Here is a 23707-nt window from a genome sequence, read left to right as displayed (position 1 = left end):
GGGACGGGTAGTCTTGACGAAATGTTCGGGCGTGTTGATTTTGTGAAGGGGCACGGTACGGAGAACGACTTCGTGCTGTTGCCCGATGCCGGCGTGCAACTGGATCTGACACCCGATTTCGTGTCGGCACTCTGTGATCGCCACCGCGGTATCGGTGCTGATGGTGTGCTCCGTGTCGCCACCGCAGGCGCGCTTCTCGGCGCAGGTGTCCTCGAGGCGCTGCCAACCGGCGTCGCCGCGGATGACTGGTTCATGGATTACCGCAACGGTGACGGCTCGGTTGCGGAGATGTGTGGCAACGGGGTGCGGGTTTTTGCGCATTACCTCGCCGCACACGATCTGGTGACCGGGCGGACCTTCACGGTCGGCTCGCGCGCAGGTGGCCGCGAAGTGACCGTCCACCGTCTGTCCGAATCCACGGCCGACGTCAGTGTCCTGATGGGCCGGGCCCGTAGCGGCGTCGAAAGCAAGGCCACCATCGGAGACCAGACGTATTCGGGGTTGTCGGTCAATGTCGGCAACCCTCATCTGGCCTGTGTTGTCGAGGGCCTCACTCTCGAACGTCTGAGGAGCATCGATCTCACGGCGCCGATCACCTTTGACCACAATGACTTTCCGGAAGGTGTCAACATCGAACTGATGACACCGCTGGTCGAGTCGGACGACGATGCCATGGTCGGCGAGGTGTCGATGCGGGTGCACGAACGCGGCGTGGGGGAGACCCGTAGCTGTGGCACCGGCACCGTTGCGGCTGCGAACGCAGCTCTGCGGTCGGTCGGCCGGAGCACCGGTGCGGTGGTCGTCAACGTTCCCGGTGGCGCGGTGACCGTCACTGTCGGTGAGACCGACAACGAACTCCGTGGGCCCTCGGTCTTGGTCGGAGCCGGGATGCTCAACGCAGGGTGGCGCTAAATCCGTTATGCAGTGCGCATGTCCGAATGTAACCATGGTGACCTCATGACTGAACACGAACCTGAATCGAACGAAGGCGACTTGAACGAAGCCGATCCGAATACTTTCCACTCTGACGATCCCGCTTCTGACGGCCCGGACTCGAACAGCCCAGACTCGAATAGCCCGGACTCGGACTTTCCGGACTCGAAGGTTCGTGAGCCCCGCGCCCCAGAGGTCCACCTGCCGAACTTCCACAAGGGGCCCACGCTCGGCGACCTGCAACTCGACGATCGGGCCTCGTTGCGGCGCGTTGCGGGCCTGTCCACCGAACTCACCGATGTCACCGAGGTCGAATACCGGCAGCTTCGACTGGAGCGGGTCGTTCTGGTCGGTGTCTGGTTGCAGGGCAGCACCACCGCGCAGGCGGAATCGAGTCTTGCCGAGCTGAAGGCCTTGGCCGAGACCGCCGGCTCCGAGGTGCTCGAAGGTCTCATCCAACGTCGGGACAAGCCGGATCCGGCCACCTACATCGGATCGGGCAAAGCTCATGAACTTCGCGACATCGTCGAGGCCACCGGCGCCGACACCGTCATCTGTGACGGTGAACTGACACCCGCACAGCTCACCGCGTTGGAGAAGGTGGTGAAGGTCAAGGTCATCGACCGCACCGCCCTGATCCTCGACATCTTCGCCCAGCACGCCACGTCGCGCGAGGGCAAAGCCCAGGTCGCGCTGGCTCAGATGGAATACATGCTGCCGCGTCTTCGCGGCTGGGGTGAATCGATGTCCCGCCAGGCCGGTGGCCGGGCGGGCAGCAACGGTGGCGTGGGTCTGCGTGGCCCCGGTGAGACGAAGATCGAGACGGACCGTCGCCGCATCCGTGAGCGGATGGCGAAGTTGCGCCGCGAGATCCGTGAGATGAAGACGTCGCGAAACACCAAGCGCACCAAGCGGAAAGAGTCCGCTGTCGCATCGGTCACGATCGTCGGTTACACGAACGCGGGCAAGTCCAGTCTGATCAATGCGATGACCGGATCGGGTGTGCTGGTGCAAAATGCGCTGTTCGCCACCCTCGACCCGACAACCCGGAAGATGTCCCTCGACGACGGTCGGGAAATCGTGGTCACAGACACCGTCGGATTTGTCCGGCACCTGCCCACCCAGCTTGTCGAGGCGTTCCGTTCGACCTTGGAAGAGGTCGCGGACGCTGACCTGCTGTTGCACATCGTCGATGGGTCGGACCCGATTCCGACGGACCAGATCAGCGCGGTGCGCAAGGTCGTCGATCAGGTGATCCAGGACGAGAAGGCGACCGCACCACCGGAGCTTCTCGTGGTGAACAAGATCGACGTCGCCGATCCGACGGTGCTGACGCAGCTTCGGAGTCTGTTTCCCGACGCGGTCTTCATCTCGGCGGCCACGGGCGAAGGTATCCCGGAACTGCTCGAGCGGGTCCGGGAGTCGGTGTCGCGACATGACGTCCATGTCACCGTCCGGGTGCCGTACTCCCGGGGTGACCTGGTCTCGCGCATCCACGCCGAGGGAGATGTGACGCGCGAAGAGCACGGCGCCGATGGCACGGAGATCGTCGCCAGCGTGCCTTCTGCGCTTGCCAGCCAGCTGGCCGAGTTCGCCGCATCTGACTTGTTCTGAAAATCCAGGCCTCCAGGCCCTTGGGCTAAATGTAGAATCCAGTTACAGTTACTGGCACATCCGCGTTTTGACACCTCGTTATGGAGACCTTGATGGAACGTACGATTTTCGAGCCTGAACACCTCCTCTACCGCGATTCGTACCGAAGCTTCCTCGAACAGCATGTGGCGCCGCACCACGCCCGCTGGGAAGAGCAGAACATCGTCGATCGCGATGTGTGGATCGAAGCAGGTAAGAACGGCTTCCTGGCCGTGGACGCACCCGAAGAGTTCGGCGGCGGCGGAGTCGACGACTTCCGCTACCAGGCCATCGTCTCCGAGGAGTCCGCACGGGGCGGGTTCAGCGGCCTGGGATTCACCCTGCACAACGACGTCATCGCGCCGTACCTGCTGGAGCTGACCAACGATGAGCAGAAGGCGCGTTGGCTTCCGGGATTCACCTCCGGTGAGCTCATCACCGCCATCGCCATGACCGAGCCCGGAACCGGTTCGGATCTGCAGGGCATCAAGACCAACGCCAAGAAAGACGGCGACCACTGGGTGCTCAACGGATCGAAGACGTTCATCACCAACGGCATCAACGCCGACCTGGTGATCGTGGTCGCGCGCACCGACCCCGAGGCAGGCGCGAAGGGATTCAGCCTGCTGGTCGTCGAGCGTGGCATGAAGGGTTTCGAGCGCGGCCGCAACCTCGACAAGGTCGGCATGAAGGCGCAGGACACAGCCGAACTGAGCTTCGACAACGTCCGCGTGCCCGCCGAGAACCTGCTCGGTGAAGAAGGCCTCGGCTTCATCTACCTGATGCAGAACCTGCCCCGCGAACGCCTGTCGATCGCAGTGGTCGCCGCGGCGGCGATGGAGCAGGTGCTGGAGACCACCGTTCAGTACGCCAAGGACCGCAAGGCCTTCGGTCGCTCGATCGGAAACTTCCAGAACACCCGGTTCCTGCTGGCCGAACTGGCCACCTCGACCACGACGACGCGTGTCTTCGTCGATCACTGCATCGGTCTGCTGAACGAGAAGAAGCTGACCGTCCCGGACGCCGCAATGGCCAAGTATTACGCCACCGAGAACCAGGTGCACCTGGTCGACCGGTGTCTGCAGCTGCACGGCGGATACGGATACATGCGTGAATACTCGGTCGCCAAGGCGTTCCTCGACTCTCGCGTGCAGACCATCTACGGCGGCACGACCGAGATCATGAAGGAAGTGATCGGACGCAGTCTCGGGGTCTGATCACTTCGTGATCCCCTGAACTCGAAAGGCGGGGTGTACCGGGATATCCCGGTACACCCCGCCTTTGATCGCTCTGAGAGTGATCTGCCTACGACTCGGAGCTCAGAGTCGGCGCATCACTGTGACGACCTTGCCCAGGATGACGGCATCGTTGCCCGGGATGGGATCGAACACCGGGTTGTGCGGCATCAGCCACACGGCGTCCTTGGTGCGCTTGAATGTCTTGATCGTGGCGTCGCCGTCGATCATCGCCGCAACGATGTCGCCGTTGTCGGCAACATTCTGCTGGCGTACGACCACCCAGTCACCGTCGCAGATCGCGGCGTCGATCATCGATTCACCGACGACCCTGAGCAGGAACAGTGAACCTTCACCGACCAGCTCTTTGGGGAGCGGGAAGACGTCTTCGACGGCTTCTTCGGCGAGGATCGGACCGCCGGCCGCGATCCGGCCGAGGACCGGGACGAACGTCGGTGTCGGCAGGGATTCGTCCGGTGTCTGAACCTGCCCGGCCGCTGTGGCCGGGTTCAGGTCGGTGTCCTGGATGTTCACCGCTCGAGGCCGGTTGTTCTCGCGCTGCAGGAAACCCTTGCGTTCGAGCGTGCGGAGCTGGTGGGCGACCGACGACGTTGAGGTCAGACCGACGGCGTCACCGATCTCCCGGATGCTCGGCGGGTAGCCGCGCTCGCGAACCGAGGTACGGATGACCTCGAGAACTGCTTTCTGACGGGGGGTCAGTGAGCCCTCGGCGAGTGGTTCGGTGGCGACAACAGTGGTCGCGGCCCCGTCCGCCGGTGTCGGGGGCTGGGTTGTATCGGCCATCAGGTCCTCCAGTTCATGCGGTATCGGGCGGGGTCCATGTCGACAAAGATAGTGCAAATGGTCACAAGTCTCAAACATTTGTTCGATCAGGCGTGGCGCTTTGTCGGAGGCCCGTGGTACAAATCGAACACTCTTTCAATCGAACGAGTGATCGAATAGAGATCGAAACCGATGATCGAGGACTGAACCCCATGACTGCAGCCACCACCATCATCCGGCCGGCCACAGCTCGGCCTGTTCACCACTCCGAGAGCGGTACCGCCCCGCGCACCACGCGCCCGGTACGGCCCGCGGACACATCACGCCCGGCCGGTCGCCGTCTGCCTGCGCAGCGCCGGGTCGCCGTCTCGTGTGCCGATTCGCGTAATTCCGAGCGGCGGATACCGACCGCTCGCGAGATGGTCTTCGCCCGCAGACGCGCCTGGGCGGCTGCGTCGGTCACCGGCGTCGGTCTGATGCTCGTGGTGGCGTTCATGACCTTCTTCGGCGGCGTCATGCAACAGTCCGCCGATCCGGCCCGCGTCGGAACCGAGGTCGTCCGGGTCCAATCGGGGGAGTCGTTGGGCGCCATCGCCTCCCGCATCGCACCCGAGATGCCGACCGAAGCCGTGGTTGCGAAGATCATGGAACTCAACGCCATGAACAACTCGGCACTGTCGGTGGGTCAGGCATTGGTCACCCCCGTCTACGCGAGGTAGACCGTGGAGGGGCCGCGATCGCGGACGGTATCCTCGGAGTCACAGTGTCTGGTCACTCCGCCCAGGCCGTCGACCGTCGAGGAATCGTGCATGCATTGCCCGTTTTGCAAGAACGAGGACACCCGCGTAATCGATTCGCGGGTGGCGGACGAGGGTCAGGCCATCCGTCGCCGCCGCGCCTGTTCGCAGTGTGCACGCCGTTTCACCACGGTGGAGACCGCGGTGCTCTCGGTGGTCAAGCGAACGGGCGTCACTGAACCGTTCAGTCGTGAGAAGGTCATGCGCGGCGTCCGCCGGGCCTGCCAGGGCCGTTCGGTCGACGACGACAAATTGCAGCATCTCGCGCAGCAGGTGGAAGAAGCGGTGCGGGCATCAGGCTCGGCGGAAGTGCCGGCCAATGAGGTCGGTCTGGCTATCCTCGGCCCGCTTCGCGATCTCGATGAGGTCGCATACCTGCGATTCGCCTCCGTCTACCGGTCATTCGACTCGGTGGATGATTTCCAGAAAGAAATCGACGACCTCCGGTCGAGCAAGCCTTAGCGCCACTACCGCAAGTCGCGGATCGCCTTGATGGCACGTTTTTCTGAGATCGGGTAAGCGGTTCGGAGCTGTTGAGCAAACAGTCCGACGCGCAATTCCTCGACAATCCAGCCCGCGGCCTCGCTGACCGCATCGCGCCGCTGCGGCGGGATCATCTGCAGATGGTCTGTCCATGCGGCCACCACGCGATCGATGGCTGCCATCGACGCGGCGTCCCGAGAAGCGGAGGCCGGCAGCTGTTCCAGCCGGGCCAGGGCAGCATCCAGATACCGCGGGATCTCGGGGAGGTGTTCGCCACCGGTGGCCGAGATGAACCCGTCGAAGACAAGATCCGCGAGTTGATCGCGCACGTCGTCGGCAGCGTCAGTCACCGTGCTGGCCGCGATGGCGGTACGCAGCGGAGCCACCCGGGTCAAGATCGCCGCGGCTTGGCGCAATTTGGTGGTGGCCCGACTCGTGACCTGCCCGGCGACATGGCCTTTCAGCGCGGCGTAGTCGGCAGCGGTCCAGACCTCCGGCTGCGGGGGAACCAGGTCGATCACCGCCGCCCGCACGCAATCGGTGAGCAATGCCTCACCGCTGGGGTAAGGGCTTTGGCTCAGTGCCAGCCGCTCCGCGGTCCCGAGTGCAGAAGTCGCGTTCTGACGTAGGCCCGGCACATCATTGAGAAGCAGTCCGATCAGGGCGTTGTACATCGCGCTGCGCTGCTCGGACTCGGTCGACATCGGGGCAACGGTGAAGCCGCCTTTGCGGGGCACCAAAGCCGGGTAGCTCGTGATCTCCTGTCCGGCAACGGTGTTGCGGACCGAGCGCGCGATGGTTCCGAACGTCTTGTCTGTCCAGGTGGTTGCCACCGGCGTCGACTCGGTCGCGGCCTCCTTCTCTAGAGCCGCGCGAGCCTTGCCGCCGAGTCGGTCCTGGAGCTCTGTCAACGATTTGGAGTGGCCCAACTCCTGACCGTCCGGGGCCAGGGCCACGAAGGTCATTCGCAGGTGGTCGGGCAGCGCGGTCGGCCTCAGGTCGGCGGCTGCGATCCGCACGCCGGTGAGGCGGGTGAGTTCGGCGGCGACGGCGGACGTCAGGGGCTTGGCACGCGGTGTCACCGCATCAAGGATCTGTGAGGCCAGATCCGGTGCCGGACCGATCTCGCGCCGAAGGGTTTTCGGCAGTGTGCGGATCAATTCGGTGACGAGTTCGGTGCGCATTCCGGGGACCAGCCAGTCGAAGCCCGAAGGTCGGGCCCGCGTCAGCAGGGGCAGCGGAATCAGCACACTGACGCCGTCGTCCTCGGTGCCGGGCTCGAAGCGGTACCGCAGATCGTAGGTGGCATCAGCCTGACGCCAGGTATCCGGGAAACCGGCCGGATCGCCGGCAACGACGTCTGCGGGATCGAGATCGAGGAGGTTCGGGTCTTTCTTGCGTGCGGCTTTCCACCAGGTGTCGAAGTGCCTGCCCGAGACCACCTCTTGACCCACGTGGCGGTCGTAGTGCGCGAACAGGGTGTCGTCGTCGACCACGACATCGGTCCGCCGGACGCGGTGGACCGACTCCTCGGCATCTTCGAGCATCGCCCGGTTGCGATGGAAGAAAGGATGCTGGGTGCGCCAGTCTCCTTCGACGAGGGCGCTGCGGATGAACAGCTCGCGGGCCGCCTCGGGGTCGATGGATCCAAAGTTCACCCGGCGTTTGGTGACCAGGGGAACGCCGTAGAGCGTGACCCTTTCGTAGGCCATCGCCGCAGAGTGTTTGCTCGACCAATGTGGTTCGCTGTACTGGCGTTTGACCAGATCGCCGGCCAGTCGCTCGGCCCATTCGGGTTCGATGCGGGCGACGGTCCTGGCCCACAGGCGGGACGTCTCGACGATCTCGGCCGCCATCACGAACCGAGGCGGTTTGTTCGACAGATGTGAGCCGGGGAAGATCATGAACTTCGTCCCGCGCGCCCCGAGGAACTCTCTGGATTCCCCTTCGCGGACGCCGATCTGACTCAGCAGACCCGACAGGATCGATTGGTGGACAGCGACCGCTGCGGCGGAATCGGATTCGGGCGTCTCGAAGTCCGCAGGGACGGTCCAGCCCAGATCCCGGGCGATCCGGACGAGTTGCGAGTGCAGATCACGCCACTCGCGGATGCGTAGTCCGTGCAGGAACTCGCGGCGCATGCGTTTGCGGAACTGGCTCGAGGACAGCTCTTTTCGCGTGTCCTCGAGATACGTCCACAAATTGAGGAGGGTGAGGAATTCGGAACCGTCGGCGGCGAACCTGCGGTGCGACTCGTCTGCAGCCTGCCGGTGTTCGGCGGGCCGTTCCCGGACGTCGGGCAGCGACAGGGCAGCAGTGAGTACCAGCATCGGACCCAGGACACCCTGCTTGTCGGCCTCGACCAGCATGCGAGCCAATCTCGGGTCCACCGGGATCCGCGCCAGCGATCGGCCGATCGGGGTCAGCCGCCGTACCGGGTTGTCGGGGGTGGCCGGGACGAGCGCGCCGAGTTCGTCGAGAAGTTGTTGTCCGTCGCGGATCGCCTTGGGATCGGGCGGCTGGACAAACGGGAATTTGCCCACATCGCCGAGGCCGAGCGAGGTCATGTTCAGGATCACCGCGGCCAGATTGGTCCGCAGGATCTCGGGCTCGGTGTATTCGGGTCTGCTGAGGAAGTCGTCTTCGCTGTAGAGGCGGATGCAGACACCGGCGGCCACACGACCACAACGACCGGCGCGCTGGCGGGCACTGGCCTGCGAGATCGGCTCGATCGGCAGGCGCTGAACCTTGGTGCGGGTCGAATACCGTGACATGCGAGCGGTTCCGGCGTCGATCACGTAGTGGATGCCCGGCACGGTCAGCGAAGTCTCGGCAACGTTGGTGGACAACACGATTCGTCTGCCCTTGTGAGAGGCGAACACGCGGTGCTGATCAGCGGCCGACAGACGTGCGAACAGCGGGATCACCTCTACGCCCCGCACTTCGAGGTGTTTCAGTGATGCCGCGGTATCGGTGATCTCGCGTTCGGTGGGCAGGAACACCAGGATGTCTCCGGGACCCTCGGCGAACAGTTCGTCCACTGCGGCGCCGATCGCCTGCAGTTGATCGAGATCGGCTTCGTCCTCGTCTTCGACAACAAGTGGCCGGTAACGGATCTCCACCGGATAGGTGCGCCCGGACACCTCGATGACGGGGACGGGACGATCTTCGGTGGCGAAGTGATCGGCAAAGCGACCGGGCTCGATGGTCGCCGAGGTGATGATGACTTTCAGGTCGGGACGCCGGGGGAGCAGCTGTTTGAGATATCCCAGGATGAAGTCGATGTTGAGGCTGCGTTCGTGGGCCTCGTCGATGATCAGCGTGTCGTAGTCACGCAGCATGCGGTCCTGGGAGAGTTCGCGCAGAAGGATGCCGTCGGTCATCACCTTCACCAGGGTGTCGCGTGATGCCTTGTCGGTGAACCGGACGGAATAGCCGACCACTCCGCCGAGTTCGGTGCCGGTTTCTTCGGCGATGCGTTCGGCGACAGACCGGGCCGCGAGCCGTCGTGGCTGTGTGTGGCCGATCTTTCCCGCGACTCCGCGGCCGAGCTCCAGGCAGATCTTCGGGAGCTGTGTCGTCTTGCCCGATCCGGTCTCACCGGCGACAACCACAACCTGATGCGCTTCGATCGCCGCGGCGATCTCGGCACGCGCCGCCGACACCGGGAGTTCCGGTGGATATTTGAGCACCGGGACCAGCGCGCGACGCCGCTCGAGTTCCTCGGGGCCGGGGCCTGCGGGTGTGCGCGAACCAGTTCTGGTCGAGCCGGATTTGGTGGACGATGGACGTCCGCGGCGTCGGCGCTGCCCCGATGTGGTGGGCTGCCCGGACGCGGCGGGCCTGCTGGGCTGATCGGGGGCGGTCGACATATCGCTTCAATGGTAGTCGCCGGAGTCCCGGCATCGTCTCGCCACCTGGACAGGCATGATGTACCCCATGACTGCTTCCTCTTCTACCGGTCTCTGGCACGGGTTTGCCGACATGGGCGCCGTGAGTGCCTCGGGACCATTTGTTGTTGCCAAGGGTGAGGGCGCCTACATCTGGGACGCCGCCGGAAACAAGTACATCGATTCCACGGCCGGCCTGTGGTTCACCAACGTCGGACACGGGCGGACCGCGATTGCGGACGCCGTCGCCCGTCAGCTCAGTACGTTGGCGCACTACTCCGGGTTCGGCGACATCACCTCCGATGTGACCGTCGCACTGGCCGATCGGCTCTCGGCGATCGCCCCGATCCCGGGGAGCAAGGTGTTCTTCACCTCGGGTGGCAGCGACTCGGTCGATTCGGCGGTGAAACTCGCTCGCCGGTACTGGCACGAAATGGGCAAGCCGGACAAGAAGATCGTTGTCGGCCGGACCAAGGCCTACCACGGCATGCATGTCGGGGGCACCGCGCTCTCGGGCCTGCCGCCGAACCGCGAGAACTACGGCGAGCTGATGTCCGACGCGGCAACCGTCGACTGGGATGACGCCAAGAGCCTGCTGGGCCTGATCGAACGGATCGGCGCCGACAACATCGCCGCGTTCTTCGTCGAGCCGATCATCGGCGCCGGCGGCATCTACCTGCCGCCCGAGGGTTATCTGGCCGAAGTCCGGCAGATCTGCCGCGACCACGACGTGCTGTTCGTGGTCGACGAGGTCGTCACCGGATTCGGCCGGATCGGTGGATCCTGGTTCGCTTCGAGCCGGTTCGGGCTCGAGCCCGACATGATCACCACCGCAAAGGGTTTGACCTCGGGTTATGTTCCGATGGGCGCGCTGTTCATAGCCCCGAAGATCGCCGAGCCATTTTACGGCGGCGGCGTGTGGTGGCGTCACGGGTACACCTATGGCGGACACGCGGGCGCGGCGGCGGCGGCGATGGCCAACCTCGACATCATCGAATCCGAGGGTCTGATCGAAGAGGCCGCACGGCTCGAATCGGATCTGCACGTCGCGCTGGCGCCGTTGGCGGATCTGCCTGCAGTCAGCGAGATCCGCAGTGGCCTCGGCGCGGTTGCCGCAGTGCAACTCACCGATCCGTCGACGGCACCCGCAGTCATCGGTGCGCTACGCCGCCATGGCGTCAGTGGGCGGGCGGCCGGGCAAGGCGCCCTGCAGATCTCGCCTGCCTTCGTGATGACCAGTGCTCAGGTCAGTGAGATGGTCCAGCGGATGGCCGATGCGCTGACGTAGCGAGAGCAGAACATCAAAAGAGCAGGGACCCGGTTAAGGGTCCCTGCTCTTTTTGTTACGTCAGTGCCTGCGGCAGCGAGGTTTTCGCTATCCGACAAGTACCTCGGCAGTACTCAGTGCTGCTGCAACACCGGCGATGATCGACGCGACCTTCAGCGATTCGAGAATCGCCTCACGCTCGACGCCGTCTTCGCGCAGGGTGTTCTCGTGGGCGGCGACGCAGTGGCCGCAGCCATTGATCGACGACACCGCGAAGGACCACAACTCGAAGTTGGCCTTCTCGACGCCGGGGTTGCCGATGATGTTCATCCGCAGTCCCGGACGAAGGTCGTCGTACTTGCCATCCAGGAACCCACGGCCACGGTAGAACACATTGTTCATACCCATGATCGATGCAGCGCCCAGGGCGGCGTTGTACGCCTCCGCCGACAGATTGTCGGCTGCTTCGTCGGCGATCTCCTTGAGGACGGTCGCGTTCTTGCTCGCTGCCGCGGTGGACAGCAAAGTGCCCCACAGCTGCTCGTCCTTGAGGACGGTGGTGCGTGCGATGGAACCCAGGTTGAGCTTGAGATCCTTCGCGTACTCCGGCAGTGCTTCTTTCAGATTATCAATGCTCATCTGTATTTCCTTCTACGAGCAGGCGATCAGACGCTGGCGGTCAGCAGTTCGCCGGCGTCGATGGTGGGATCGCCCTTCTTCCAGTTGCAGGCGCACAGCTCATCGGACTGCAGTGCGTCGAGAACACGGAGGACCTCGTCGACGTTGCGGCCGACCGAACCTGCGGTGACCGAGACGAACTGGACCTCATTGTTCGGGTCGACGATGAAGGTTGCGCGGTCCGCGACGCCGTCGGCGTTCAAAACGCCGGTGGCCTCGGCGAGTTCACGCTTGAGGTCCGAAAGCATCGGGAACGGAAGGGTCTTCAGGTCGTCGTGCTGTGCGCGCCACTGGAAGTGCACGAACTCGTTGTCGACGGACGCGCCGAGAACCTGGGCGTCGCGATCGGCGAATTCTTCGCTGAGCTTGCCGAAAGCGGCGATCTCGGTGGGGCACACGAAGGTGAAGTCCTTGGGCCAGAAGAAAACAATCCGCCACTTGCCCGCGTAGTCGTCGCTGGTGACGGTGGTGAAGTAGTCGTCGGGCTGCTTGGCGTCGACCTTGGAGAGGTCACCGCCGATGACGGCCGTCAGGTTGTAAGCGGGGAATTGATCACCAATTGTCAGCAATGGCATGAATGCTCTCCTTAGGGGTCTGTTAAAGCAGCGTGACTAATACTGCCCTGAATCCACTGAGAATGATACGTGATGAGTAGCACTATAGTGATAGGCATGACCGATCAAACTTATCAACCGACGATCGCCGGGCTGAAGGCGTTCGCGGCCATCGCTGATAAACGCCATTTTGGTTCTGCCGCAGAGAGTTTAGGAGTGAGTCAACCCTCGCTCTCGCAGGCCCTGGCGGCGTTGGAATCGGGGTTGGGATTGAGGCTGGTCGAACGATCGACCCGGCGTGTCTTCTTGACTAGTGAGGGCGATGCATTGTTGGCGCGGGCAGCTGCGGCAATCGAAGCGGTGGATATGTTCACCGCTGCCGCCGGTGGCGTCGCGCGACCGTTGTCGGGCACCTTGCGTTTGGGCCTGATTCCGACGGTGGCACCGTATGTGTTACCGGGCATCCTGCGCAATCTGGCGAGTGAGCTCCCGGACCTGACGCTGCGGGTGGTCGAGGATCAGACCAGTCGTTTGCTGGATGCGTTGCGCCGCAATTCGATCGACGCGGCGATCCTGGCATTGCCCGCAGACGCCACCGGCATGATCGAGGTGCCTATGTACGACGAAGACTTTGTTCTGGCGCTGCCGCCCGGTCACGCGCTGGCCGGACGTAGCCGAGTGGATCCGGCCGCGCTGGCCGATTTGCCGCTGCTGCTGCTCGATGAGGGGCACTGTCTTCGCGATCAGGCACTGGAGGTCTGCCGGCTCGCGGGTGTCCGTCCCGACGTCGGACCCACCCGGGCGGCGTCCCTGGCCACCGCGGTGCAATGTGTCGAGGGAGGTCTGGGCGTGACGCTCATCCCGCAGACCGCGGTTCAGACCGAAACTGCGCGTGGGGCTCTGGCCATCGCCAGCTTCACCCGGCCGCGACCCGGTCGTCGGATCGGACTGGTCATGCGGGCCACCAGCGGACGCGAGGTCGAGTACCGCCAACTGGCCCAGGTGATCACGGCCGCCATCGTCGGATCGGGTAATGGTGCCGCGCGGCCGGTCTGAGGTCTCGTCAATCCGGCGGCGCGTCCAGGGATTCGAGCGCCGTCGACAATTCGTGGAGACCGGCCACGATCTCGCTCCAGCGCTGCGTGCCCAGAATTCCGTTGAGTCGAAACGCGAGTTCGGCATGCTGCGGATCGATGCCCCGGACGGCCTCGCGGCCTTCGGCGGTCACCTCGACGAGCTTGGCTCGCCGATGTGCGGGGTTGCTGCGATAGGCGACAAGGCCGGCTTCGGCGAGCAGGTCCGCGGTCCGCTGCACACTTTGCCGGGTGATTCCCATGACGCGGGCGATGTCCGAGACCGACAGTGGTTCGGGCAGAACGGCTCCCAGTACCTGCCATCGGGTGGCCGTGAGTCCGGCCGGCGTGGCCAGCGCTTCGGCAACCGCCAGGAATTGACCGTTGAGCCGGAACGCGGTGAGGGCGGAGTCGCTGAGCAATGACTGCGGGTCGCTCATGCGGTTGCGGCCATCAGGTCGTGATAACCGGCCGGGTCGCCGCTGTACAACTTGACCCAGGCGGCAAGGGTCTGCGGGGAGTAGAGGTCGAGTTCGGCGAAGATCTCACGGGCGAAGGGCACCGGATGCATTGCGGCCGCGGTGATCAGGTGCCCCGGGCCGCTGCGGTCCGTGACGGCCGGTGCATCGACATAGCGGTCGGCGCCCGCGTAGCCGGTCCAGGCCAGCGCTTCTGCGGCGTTGCTCGTATGTTGCCGGTCGTCGAGGAGTCCGGCCTGGGCCATCGCGACCGTCGCTCCGCAGATACCGGCCACGGGTACGCCCGCGTCGAGGAATTTGCGGGCGGTGTCGATGAACTCGGTCAATTCACCGCTCAGGTACGCCGAGGCGCCGGGCAGGATCAGCATTGCGCTCGCCGCCGGGTCGAGGTCGGCGAGTGTCAGGTCGGGAACGATGCGTAGTCCACCGGCGGTGACGATCGGCTCGGTGGTCGGCCCGACCGTGCGGACCTGGTAGGAGCCGGGGCGGATCTGATACTCGGGGTTGTTGATGTGCGCAACGGCGTGACCGGCTTCCCAGTCGGCGAGGGTGTCGTAGACGGCGAGGTGGACGGTGCGAGGCTCAACTGATGATGTGGTCATGACAACATGCTGTCACTATGACAGAGTGCTGTCAATGGCCGGTCTGCACCAGGTGTGCTCAGCCGGGGACGATCTCCATGTCCAGGAGTTCGGGTTCGTCATCTGCGGTTTCAGGCATCGAGAAACGTGCCAGCAGTGACCATCCGTGGTCGCCGTCCGGATCGTCGAGAACCTGTCGGGCGAGCCACTCGCCGTCGTCCTCGGTCAAACTGAACAGTGCCGGTCCACGCGCTTCCGGACCGGCCTGCACCGGACCGTATTCGTCGATGAAGTCGGCCATCTCATCGGCCCAGTCGAGATCGGGATAGCTCGCCTGCAGTCCGGACCAGTCGCGGCGCGACAGCATATTCACGAAGCGGAACATGGTGTTGCGCAGATGCACCCGGGTGGCACGTAGGTTGACGGGCCGACCGACCGGCGGTGGTGCGAGATCGGTGGGTCCGGTGATGTCGGCATCGGGGTGGGTGAGTTGTTCCCATTCGTCGAGCAGGCTCGAGTCGACACGGCGAACCAGGTCGCCGATCCACTCGACCACGTCGTCGATCTCGTCCGTGCGCGCGGCATTCGGAATACTCTGGCGCAGCGTCCGGTAACAGTCGGTGAGATACCGCAGGACCACACCTTCGCTGCGCGCCAGGGAGTAACGGGAGATCAGGTCACCCCAGTCCATGCCCTCTTCGATCATCTGACGCAGCACCGATTTCGGGCGTGGCGGTGTGTCGATGACCCACGGGTGTCCCTGCCGGTACATGTCGAACGCCGCGAAGATGAACTCGCGCTCCGGTCGCGGCCAGGTGACCTCGGAGAGCAACTCCATGCGCTCTTCGTATTCGATGCCATCTGCCTTCATCTGCGCGATGGCAGTGTCGCGGGCAGCTTTCTGCTGGCCCATGAGGACCGGTCTCGGATCGTCGAGGGTCGATTCGACAATCGAGATCAGATCCATCGCATAGGTCGGCGAATCGGGATCGAGCAACTCGAAGGCGGCAAGAGCGAAGGGGGACAGGGGATTGTTGAGCGCGAAGTTGTTCGGCAGGTCGACGGACAGGACCGCCATGCGGCCGTACTCGTCGGGTTCGTCGAGACGTTGCACCACACCACTGTTGACCAGTGATCGATACAGCTTCAGCGCCCGCAGGATGTGACCGCGCTGACGGGCCCGGGTTTCGTGGTTGTCCTCGAGCAGATGGCGCATCGAGGTGAAGCAATTACCCGGCCGGGCAATGACTTCGAGCAACATCGAGGTCGTGACCGTGAACCGGGAACGCAACGGTTCCGGTGGTGCGACGATCAGCTTCTCGAAGGTCGCCTCACTCCACGACACGAAACCTTCGGGGGCCTTCTTGCGTTGGATCTTCTTGAGCTTCTTCGGGTCGTCGCCGGCTTTCGCCACCAGTCGGGCGTTCTCGACGTCATGGTCCGGTGCCTGCGCCACCACGAATCCGCGGGTGTCGAAGCCGGCCCGGCCTGCGCGCCCGGCGATCTGATGGAACTCGCGGGCTCGCAGGTGTCGTTGCCGGATTCCGTCGAACTTGGTGAGGCCGGTGAACAGCACCGTTCTGATGGGGACGTTGATCCCGACCCCGAGGGTGTCGGTTCCGCACACCACGCGCAGCAGTCCCTGTTGCGCAAGGCGTTCGACGAGACGTCGGTAGCGCGGCAACATACCCGCGTGGTGGATTCCGATTCCGGCCCGCACGGTCTTCGACAGGGTCTTGCCGAAGCCGGTGCTGAACCGGAAATCGCCGATCTCCGCGGCGATGGCATCACGTTCGGCGCGGCTGCAGATGTTGGCACTGAGCAGCGCCTGGGCACGTTCCATCGCCGAGAGCTGGGTGAAGTGGACGACGTACACCGGCGCCCGGTCCTTGGCGATCAGGTGCTCGATCGTTTCGTGTACCGGGCGGGTGGAATATGAGTATTCAAGTGGGACAGGGCGAGTGGTGCCCGTGATCGCGGCGGTCTGGCGGCCGGTACGCCGACTCAGATCGTCGACGAAGAAACTGACGTCGCCGAGGGTGGCCGACATCAACACGAACTGACTACCGGTCAACTCGATCAGCGGTACCTGCCAGGCCCATCCGCGATCGGGTTCCGCGTAATAGTGGAACTCGTCCATGACCACGACACCGATCGGGGAGTCGGGACCTTCGCGGAGCGCGATGTTGGCAACGACTTCGGCAGTGGCGCAGATGATGGGAGCGGTCGGGTTGACCGAGGCATCGCCGGTGAGCATGCCGACGTTCTCGGCCCCGAACTGTGAACACAGATCGAAGAACTTCTCGCTGACCAGGGCCTTGATCGGCGCGGTGTAGAACGCTCGCTTTCCCTGTGCCGCAGCGAAATACAGCGCACCGCTGGCGACGAGGGATTTACCGGAGCCGGTGGGCGTCGACAGGATGACGTTCGACCCACCGGCCAGCTCGATCAGCGCTTCATCTTGGTGCGGGTACAGCTCGATACCCCGTGCGGACCACCACGCAGTGAAGTCTGCATATAACTCGTCGAGATCAGGTCCTGTGTTGTCCGGAAAGACCGTGTGGTCCGGAAAGGCGAGTGGGGTGGTCACTGACCGGCGTCGTCCCCGGGCTCATCGCCATCCGTCTCGGTGCCTGCATCAGTCGGGTTGCCGCCGCTGCTGAGATGATCGGCCAGGAAGCGTTCGAGTTCGGCGCCGAGTTCGTCGCCGGTGGGCAGATCGCCTTCGGCAGCGAGCAACGACGCCTTCTCCTGCTGGGCCTGCGTGAAGGTGTCGTACTGGGTTTCCAGTGCGGTCACCACAGACTCGACTTCGTGGTTGCCCGAGATCTCGTTGTCGACCTGGTGGCGAACCTTCTCCGCCGCGTTGGCCAACGCCGCCAACGGCAGATTGAGTCCGGCGACCTCACCGAGGCCTTCGATCAGCTTGTGTGAGGCGGCCGGGTACTCGGCCTGGGCCAGATAGTGCGGCACGTGGACCGACAGACCCGCGGTCGACAATCCATGCTCACCGAGTCGCAGCTCGAGCAGCATCGACGCACTGGCCGGGATCTTGAGCTCCGACCCCCACCGGGGGAATGACTCGATCAGGTCCTTGTTGTTGCCGTGCGCGGTGATCGTCGACGGGCGGGTGTGCGGGATACCCATCGGGATTGCGTTGAGCCCGATCACCGTCGACACCCCGAACTGGTCGGCCAAACCGGTCACCGCCGCCACGAAACGTTCCCAACGCATGTCGGGCTCGGAACCGGCCAGCAGCAGGAACGGCTTGCCCTCGTTGTCGCGGATGGCGTGCAGGGTCAGCTCGTGCATCGCCACACCGGTGAATTGCTCGCCGGAGAACGTCATGAGCGGCCGCCGCGAGCGGTAGTCGATCAACTCGTCGGTCGAGAACGTGGCGACCAATTCTGAATCAAGACTTTGGCGCAGATGATCGGCGGCCAGCTTGATGGCGTGACCGGCGTCGGCGAAGCCTTCGAGTGCGTGGATCAGCACCGGACCTTCACCCTCGTCACCAGCCAGCTGTGGTGCCGGGAACTCGAGTTCATAGAGCGTGGACTTGTCGTCCATGGCGAACCTCCTTGCTGCCTGGTCGTGCGGTTGTATTCAACTATTGTCCCCCATCATCACCTTTGGTCCCAATCCCTGTGCCGGGCAGACCATTGGTTCTCACTGTGTAGACAGTTCAATTGGGACAACAGAACCACTCGGGCCGCGATTCCCGTTGCCCGTTCACCGTCGGCGAACGGACAACTGATGCACACATGTCGATCTGGGCATCGAATAGGGTGATACCTGATCGGGACCGATAAAAGCGGTGCGAAAACGAACTCGAACCAACAAATACCAAGTGCGGCGAAAGGTTGTCATGGCAGAGCAGGTACGTGGTGTGGTGTCGGCGGGCAAGGGTGCCCCGACCACGATCGAGACCATCACCATCCCGGATCCAGGGCCTCGGGATGTGGTGGTGCGGATCCTCGCGTGTGGTGTGTGCCATACCGATTTGGCTTATCGCGAGGGTGGCATCAACGACGAATACCCGTTCCTGCTGGGTCATGAGGCGTCCGGCATCGTCGAGACCATCGGTGATGAGGTCTCGCTGGTGGCGCCCGGTGATTTTGTGGTCCTGAACTGGCGTGCGGTCTGTGGTGAGTGCCGGGCGTGCAAGCGAGGCCGCCCGCAGTATTGCTTCAACACCCACAATGCGAGCAAGCCGATGACGCTGGCCGACGGCACCGCATTGACCCCGGCCCTGGGTATCGGCGCATTCGCCGACAAGACCCTGGTCCATGAGGGTCAGTGCACCAAGGTCTCCGCCGATGCCGATCCGGCGGTTGTCGGACTGCTCGGCTGCGGTGTGATGGCCGGTATCGGTGCGGCCATCAACACCGGCAACGTCGGTCGTGGTGACAGCGTTGCGGTCATCGGCTGTGGCGGTGTCGGAGATGCCGCGATCGCCGGTGCCCGATTGGCCGGTGCGACCAAGATCATCGCGGTCGACCGGGACGCCCGCAAACTCGAATGGGCCAAAGATCTCGGTGCCACCCACACGATCGATGGTTCGGTTGTCGAGGATGTCGTCGCGGCGATCCAGGAGTTGACCGACGGCAACGGCGCCGATGTGGTGATCGATGCGGTGGGCCGCCCGGAGACCTACAAGACCGCGTTCTACGCCCGCGATCTGGCCGGTGTGGTGGTTCTGGTCGGTGTGCCGACCCCGGAGATGACGCTGGAATTGCCGTTGGTCGATTTCTTCTCCCGCGGCGGCGCGTTGAAGTCGTCGTGGTACGGCGATTGCTTGCCCGAGCGTGATTTCCCGATGCTGGTCGATCTGTATCAGCAGGGCCGGTTGCCGTTGGAGAAGTTCGTGTCCGAGCGGATCGGTCTGACCGATGTCGAATCGGCCTTCCACAAGATGGAGGCCGGCGAGGTGCTGCGTTCGGTGGTGGTCCTGTGAGCATCAAAGTCGAACACGTCGTCACCTCGGGGCAGTTCAGCCTCGACGGCGGAACCTGGGATGTCGACAACAACATCTGGATCATCGGCGATGACTCCGAGGTGGTGATCATCGACGCGGCGCACACCGCGGCACCGATCATCGATGCGGTCGGCGGCCGGAAGGTCAAAGCGATCGTGTTGACGCACGGTCACAACGACCACATCACCGCCGCTCCGGAATTGTCGAAGGCTGTGGATGCGCCGATGTTGCTGCACCCGGGCGACACCATGCTCTGGGATCAGACCTACCCCGACGCCACTCCCGACGGCGACCTGGCCGATGGACAGAAGATCAGCGTGGCCGGAACCGATCTCGTGGTCCTGAACACCCCCGGACATTCACCGGGCTCGTGTGCGATCTACGTTCCCGAACTCGATGTCCTGTTCTCCGGGGACACCCTGTTCTCGGGTGGACCCGGCGCCACCGGCCGCTCGTTCTCGGATTTCCCGACGATCATCGAGTCGATCCGGACCAAGATCTTCACCCTGCCCGCACAGACCAAAGTCCACACCGGACACGGTGATTCCACCGCGGTCGGGGAAGAAGCCCCGCACCTGGAGGAATGGATCAAGCGCGGCAGCTAGCTCTCGATTGCCGGTGGCGAACTCATCTGGGTCACCAGGGTCTCGATCTGTTCGGGGTTGATCTCGCCACCGGCCGACAGCGCCGCCGCCACGTTCTCCAGTTCGGTGACCGCGGAATCTGCCTGGGCAACCAGCGATTCGCGCAATCTGCTCGGCGATGCGGCGGCGGCGATCAGTCGATTGTCCAGATCCGTTGCCGCAATCTCGATTCGAACCCGCGCGTCGATGCGAGCGCCGTCGTAGTCGAGTTTCGGATCGGACCGCAGCAGAGCGAGAGCATCCCGGATCCGGCGGTGAAGCCGGGCCTCGGGATCGTGCGAACCAGCCCACGATTTCGGAGCGTTGGTGGTCTGACCGGGAATGATCTCGTTGGCCGCCAGGGCACTTGCCCGGATACGCCGGGTCATCACGAAGACCCCGGCCGCCGCTGCCACGCAGGCGACGAGGACCACCAGCACGATCGCCGTGATCATTTCAAGCCCTGCCAGGCCGCGACGACGCCGACGATGAGTATGAGCGCCGCCAGCACGGCAAAGACGATCTTGACCGTGCTCCACGGGCGTTGCCCCTGGACCTCACCGGTCACACCGTTGATGAAAACCTGAAAAGGGTTGCCGGCGTAGACGACCGTGAGCAGCCAGATCGGCAGCAGCACATGCTTGAACTTCAACGCGTTGTACCTGGTGTCCTTGTTGTTGATGCGCTGATGATCGCCTCCGATGTCCCGCCGGATCGCGGCGTCGATGCCGGCGTTGATCCGTGACTGCGCCACCGGGAAACACTGCTCGGCATCGAGGTCATAGGTGCGGCACAGATGCCCGGCAACGAACTCGGGACTGTACGGGGTTGCCTGCCCGGTCGGCCAGGGTTCGAGTTCATGGACCCGGTCGGTGTCGAATCCGGTGTTGGCCAACACCGCAACGTCGTCGAAGTTGTTGTGTAGCACGCCCGATCGATGGCTCCAGCGCGTTCTGGTCTCGGTGCGCCGGTTCTCGCCGCTGCCGGTGGTGACGGTGTAGGTGTCACCACGCATGCCGGTGTACGACGTGGTCGTGTCGGCGTCGTAGGTGAAGTACGCGGCGTAGATGCTCGTGAACGAACCGACTTCGCGGTACTTCTTGAACTCCGACGGCGCGAACCAGCGACTGTTGATCCATTTTTCGATCACCTCGCGGCCCTGCTTGTCGTCCACCTGAAACGGCAGGATCCCGTCGACCGGTAGCCGGAGCGGGGCGTCGTGGATGTCATCGCGCTGGATCGGCGTGGCGCAGTACGGGCATCGGGTGGCGGTGAGGGTGCCGCTGAATGTGGTTCGACCGCCACAGCTCTGGCAGATGATCTCGCGTTCGGTCACCGCCGCCGAGGATGCCGGCTGCTCGGCCATCAGGCTGCGCAGCGAATTCATCGTGGATTGCAGGTCGTGTTCGACGACACGGCGTTTCGGATCGAGGACGATCGCATGCGAGCGACCGCAACTGAGGCACAACAGGGCTCCGGTTGCCGGATCGAAAACCAGTGGTGCACCGCAACTGTCACAGGGGTACGTGCGGGTTTGTTCGGTGACCTGGAATATCGCGCGCTCCGGATCGGACGGGCCCGACTCCGGTACCGGCGGCATCGGAGGCAGCGGCGGTGGCGCCGTATCCCCGCCGTGGTTGTTGTCGGGCAAGGGCGGTGGGAGGTGGGAGTCAGCCATGTTCCTATGCCGTGGGGTTGTTCGGGAGCGGGGGAGGGGTGCTGAAGAGACCGGACAGCGCGGGCACGGTGCCGGCCGGCGCCCAGCCCGGCATGCCCTGGTTCCAGACGAGCGTCGACGCGGTCAACTGGCCGGAAGCGGCCGCGGCCTGGAGTTGAGCGATCGTGAAGGGGCCGGCCGGCTGTCCGCCGTTGTCGATGTGGAATGTCGCGGCGCCCGGCAGCGGCGGGGGCACCGGCGCCTGCGCGGGTTGCGCGGCCTGGCCACCGAACTGCCCGGCCATCTGGCTGCCGAGCGCAACGCCCATGCCCGCCGACATCATGTCGCCCATCGCGCCGCCACCCGGGTTCTGGGCAGCGGCGACCATCGCGTCGGCTGCCTTGCCCTGCTGGTACCGGCCGAGATCGCCGACGTTGTTGAGGAATCCGCTCTCCTCGACACCACGGGCCACACCGCGTGTCATCGCGGTGGTGATCTCGTCGGGCAGCGAGATGTTCATGGTGATCGAGTCGATCGACAGGCCGAACTCGTCATCGACGCGGTCGTTGACGAAAGCCTGGAGCTTCTCCGACAACTCGACCTGGCGGCCTTGCAGGTCGATGACCCCGAGGCGGGTCTCCATGATCATGTCCGAGAACGCGAGGGTGATGACCCGGCGGATCAACTCGGTGATCTCGTCGACACCCACCGAACTGTCCGTCCCGATGACCTCGCGCAAGAAGACCTCGGGTTCGGCCACCCGAACGACACACAAACCGTTGGCGCGGACCTGCACCATCGTGAAATCGGGATCGCGGACGGTCACCGGATTGGGGGTACCCCATCGAAGATCGGTGACCGGACGGGTGTTGATGAAATACACCTCGGAACGGAACGGGCTGTTGAATCCGTGCTTCCACCCCTGCAACGTGCTCAGCAGCGGCAGGTTTTCGGAGGTGAGCGTGTAGTGCCCTGGCCCGAACCGGTCGGCGAGCTTGCCGCGGTAGACGAAAACCGCTTGCTGACCTTCGCGAACGATGAGTTCGGCCCCGTTTTTGATCTCGTTGTTGTAGCGGGGAAAACGCCACGCCAACGTGGAGCGTGAATCGTCGATCCACTCGATGATGTCGACGAGCTCACCCTTGATCTTGCCGATGATCCCCATATTCGGTGTTCTCCCTAGCGATTCGGTTGCTCCCGGCGAGTCTAGTCGTGTCGCGCACACCAATGGGGCGGTCGCGATGGCACAGTGGGCGGGTGAGTCAGGTGTCTTCGAAGCGGACCAAGTCGCGCTGGGTACTGCCGGCAGCGTTGGTTGCTGCCCTGTTCCTCGGCGCATGCACAAGTGCGGTGGACGGTGACCCGGTCGCGGCTCCGCAGAGCGCGGAACTCTCGTCTGAACCGGGGGCCTTCCCGTCGGAGGAGATCGATGTGCGCGAGCGATCGGTGACCGCCGAGGACTTCCCGGCCGCGTACAAGGCGACCGAGGTGTCGGCGGACAAATTGGCCGCGGTGCTGGCAGATACCGCAGGGTTCCCTGTCGGCGGGCTGGTGTCGCCGGCGAGTTGTGCGCCAACCCCGTTGCCTGCGACGTCCGAGGAGGCTGTCGCCTTGACCGCCACCGGCGCGGCCGCCAATGCCGGCATCATCAGTGCCATCACAGTGCTGACCGATTCGCCGTTGTCGGAGTTGGAGGCGCAGCTCGAGGCGTGTCCGACGTACACGACCACCAATCAGGGTGTGACCTCAACGGTGACCACCACGGTGCTGCCGTCGTCACCCGCCGACTCGCAGGAATCGCTGGCTTTCCGGCGTGTCACGGTGTCGGGGTCGATGACCCAGACGATGACCGCACTCGTCGGCCAGAACGACGGGGTGCGGGTCTACGTCACCGTCATGGCGCCGGGGTCGGGGCCGGTACCCGACGGTATGGCACTCGACGAGCTGTACACCACCGCGCTGGAGCGCTCGCGCGGCTGAGCCCGCCTGTGGATGGTCCCGCGTGGGGTGGATAACCCGTTCGATGGGGCAGTCGGCCTTGGTATCCGGTCTGCGATGGGACCG

General features: G+C 64.2%; 21 protein-coding genes. 10 read left to right on the top strand and 11 right to left on the bottom strand.

The features are described from left to right. The first annotated feature begins 21 nt into the window (after nt 1-21). The 3 genes from dapF (at nt 22) to AC1D75_RS18015 (ending at nt 3782) form a co-directional block, all read left to right on the top strand. On the top strand, nt 22-912 hold the full coding sequence (gene dapF, locus AC1D75_RS18025; protein WP_495516672.1) for a diaminopimelate epimerase: 891 nt from the start codon (nt 22-24) through the stop codon (nt 910-912). 45 nt (nt 913-957) lie between these two features. Next, nucleotides 958-2547 carry a GTPase HflX gene (gene hflX, locus AC1D75_RS18020; RefSeq protein ID WP_495516671.1) on the top strand — a complete coding sequence of 530 codons (1590 nt, stop codon included), beginning with the start codon at nt 958-960 and terminating at the stop codon, nt 2545-2547. Nucleotides 2548-2639: 92 nt separating this feature from the next. Continuing rightward, nucleotides 2640-3782 (top strand): acyl-CoA dehydrogenase family protein, encoded by a 1143-nt coding sequence (locus tag AC1D75_RS18015; protein WP_495516670.1) that lies wholly within the window; start codon nt 2640-2642, stop codon nt 3780-3782. A 102-nt stretch (nt 3783-3884) separates the two neighbouring features. Here the strand turns inward: AC1D75_RS18015 and lexA are convergent, their stop codons facing one another. Next, nucleotides 3885-4604, bottom strand: coding sequence for a transcriptional repressor LexA (lexA, locus tag AC1D75_RS18010; RefSeq protein ID WP_495516669.1), 720 nt, complete (start codon nt 4602-4604; stop codon nt 3885-3887). Nucleotides 4605-4795: 191 nt separating this feature from the next. Between lexA and AC1D75_RS18005 the strand changes: the two genes are divergently transcribed. Further along, the gene (locus tag AC1D75_RS18005) at nt 4796-5302 is read left to right on the top strand and encodes a LysM peptidoglycan-binding domain-containing protein (protein ID WP_495516668.1); all 507 of its coding nucleotides are present in this window, start codon (nt 4796-4798) and stop codon (nt 5300-5302) included. 90 nt (nt 5303-5392) lie between these two features. Next, nucleotides 5393-5842, top strand: a complete 450-nt coding sequence (nrdR, locus tag AC1D75_RS18000; protein WP_495516667.1) for a transcriptional regulator NrdR — start codon at nt 5393-5395, stop codon at nt 5840-5842. 5 nt (nt 5843-5847) lie between these two features. Here the strand turns inward: nrdR and hrpA are convergent, their stop codons facing one another. Continuing rightward, nucleotides 5848-9735, bottom strand: a complete 3888-nt coding sequence (hrpA, locus tag AC1D75_RS17995) for an ATP-dependent RNA helicase HrpA (protein ID WP_495516666.1) — start codon at nt 9733-9735, stop codon at nt 5848-5850. A gap of 67 nt (nt 9736-9802) precedes the next feature. On the opposite strand from hrpA, the gene AC1D75_RS17990 reads away from it, so the two are divergent. Beyond that, nucleotides 9803-11041 (top strand): aminotransferase family protein, encoded by a 1239-nt coding sequence (locus AC1D75_RS17990; RefSeq protein ID WP_495516665.1) that lies wholly within the window; start codon nt 9803-9805, stop codon nt 11039-11041. 87 nt (nt 11042-11128) lie between these two features. On the opposite strand, the gene AC1D75_RS17985 is transcribed toward AC1D75_RS17990, so the two are convergent. Further along, nucleotides 11129-11659: an alkyl hydroperoxide reductase gene (locus AC1D75_RS17985; protein WP_482139225.1), complete on the bottom strand. Its 531-nt coding sequence runs from the start codon at nt 11657-11659 to the stop codon at nt 11129-11131. Nucleotides 11660-11685: 26 nt separating this feature from the next. Beyond that, entirely contained in the window at nt 11686-12273 is a 588-nt protein-coding gene (locus tag AC1D75_RS17980) for a peroxiredoxin (RefSeq protein ID WP_482139226.1), read from the bottom strand. Nucleotides 12274-12369: 96 nt separating this feature from the next. Between AC1D75_RS17980 and AC1D75_RS17975 the strand changes: the two genes are divergently transcribed. Further along, a complete protein-coding gene (locus AC1D75_RS17975) occupies nt 12370-13308 on the top strand; it encodes a hydrogen peroxide-inducible genes activator (RefSeq protein ID WP_495516664.1) in 939 nt (312 codons plus the stop codon). Between the two features lie 7 nt (nt 13309-13315). Here the strand turns inward: AC1D75_RS17975 and AC1D75_RS17970 are convergent, their stop codons facing one another. Genes AC1D75_RS17970 through AC1D75_RS17955 form a run of 4 tightly spaced genes read right to left on the bottom strand, consistent with a single transcriptional unit; the run spans nt 13316 to nt 17955 of the window. Beyond that, on the bottom strand, nt 13316-13765 hold the full coding sequence (locus AC1D75_RS17970) for a MarR family winged helix-turn-helix transcriptional regulator (protein WP_495516663.1): 450 nt from the start codon (nt 13763-13765) through the stop codon (nt 13316-13318). Continuing rightward, nucleotides 13762-14406: a DJ-1/PfpI family protein gene (locus AC1D75_RS17965; protein ID WP_495516662.1), complete on the bottom strand. Its 645-nt coding sequence runs from the start codon at nt 14404-14406 to the stop codon at nt 13762-13764. Before AC1D75_RS17965 ends, AC1D75_RS17970 begins: the two co-directional genes overlap by 4 nt. Nucleotides 14407-14464: 58 nt before the next feature. Continuing rightward, nucleotides 14465-16975, bottom strand: a complete 2511-nt coding sequence (locus AC1D75_RS17960; RefSeq protein ID WP_495516661.1) for a DEAD/DEAH box helicase — start codon at nt 16973-16975, stop codon at nt 14465-14467. Continuing rightward, entirely contained in the window at nt 16972-17955 is a 984-nt protein-coding gene (locus AC1D75_RS17955; protein WP_495516660.1) for a proteasome assembly chaperone family protein, read from the bottom strand. The genes AC1D75_RS17960 and AC1D75_RS17955 overlap by 4 nt, the downstream gene beginning before the upstream one ends. Before the next feature lie 298 nt (nt 17956-18253). On the opposite strand from AC1D75_RS17955, the gene AC1D75_RS17950 reads away from it, so the two are divergent. Beyond that, nucleotides 18254-19342, top strand: coding sequence for an S-(hydroxymethyl)mycothiol dehydrogenase (locus tag AC1D75_RS17950; protein WP_495516659.1), 1089 nt, complete (start codon nt 18254-18256; stop codon nt 19340-19342). After that, nucleotides 19339-19968 carry an MBL fold metallo-hydrolase gene (locus AC1D75_RS17945; RefSeq protein ID WP_495516658.1) on the top strand — a complete coding sequence of 210 codons (630 nt, stop codon included), beginning with the start codon at nt 19339-19341 and terminating at the stop codon, nt 19966-19968. Before AC1D75_RS17950 ends, AC1D75_RS17945 begins: the two co-directional genes overlap by 4 nt. On the opposite strand, the gene AC1D75_RS17940 is transcribed toward AC1D75_RS17945, so the two are convergent. The 3 genes from AC1D75_RS17940 to AC1D75_RS17930 are packed head-to-tail and all read right to left on the bottom strand — an operon-like array spanning nt 19965 to nt 22808. After that, nucleotides 19965-20441 carry a hypothetical protein gene (locus AC1D75_RS17940; protein ID WP_495516657.1) on the bottom strand — a complete coding sequence of 159 codons (477 nt, stop codon included), beginning with the start codon at nt 20439-20441 and terminating at the stop codon, nt 19965-19967. The genes AC1D75_RS17945 and AC1D75_RS17940 overlap by 4 nt on opposite strands. After that, nucleotides 20438-21664 carry a TFIIB-type zinc ribbon-containing protein gene (locus AC1D75_RS17935; RefSeq protein WP_495516656.1) on the bottom strand — a complete coding sequence of 409 codons (1227 nt, stop codon included), beginning with the start codon at nt 21662-21664 and terminating at the stop codon, nt 20438-20440. The genes AC1D75_RS17940 and AC1D75_RS17935 overlap by 4 nt, the downstream gene beginning before the upstream one ends. A 4-nt stretch (nt 21665-21668) precedes the next feature. After that, on the bottom strand, nt 21669-22808 hold the full coding sequence (locus AC1D75_RS17930; protein ID WP_495516655.1) for an SPFH domain-containing protein: 1140 nt from the start codon (nt 22806-22808) through the stop codon (nt 21669-21671). 92 nt (nt 22809-22900) lie between these two features. Between AC1D75_RS17930 and AC1D75_RS17925 the strand changes: the two genes are divergently transcribed. After that, nucleotides 22901-23623 carry a DUF5642 family protein gene (locus AC1D75_RS17925; RefSeq protein ID WP_495516654.1) on the top strand — a complete coding sequence of 241 codons (723 nt, stop codon included), beginning with the start codon at nt 22901-22903 and terminating at the stop codon, nt 23621-23623. Nucleotides 23624-23707: the final 84 nt, after the last annotated feature.

The organism is Williamsia sp. Y712, assembly GCF_059445525.1.
This window is presented reverse-complemented; position numbering and strand designations above follow the sequence as displayed.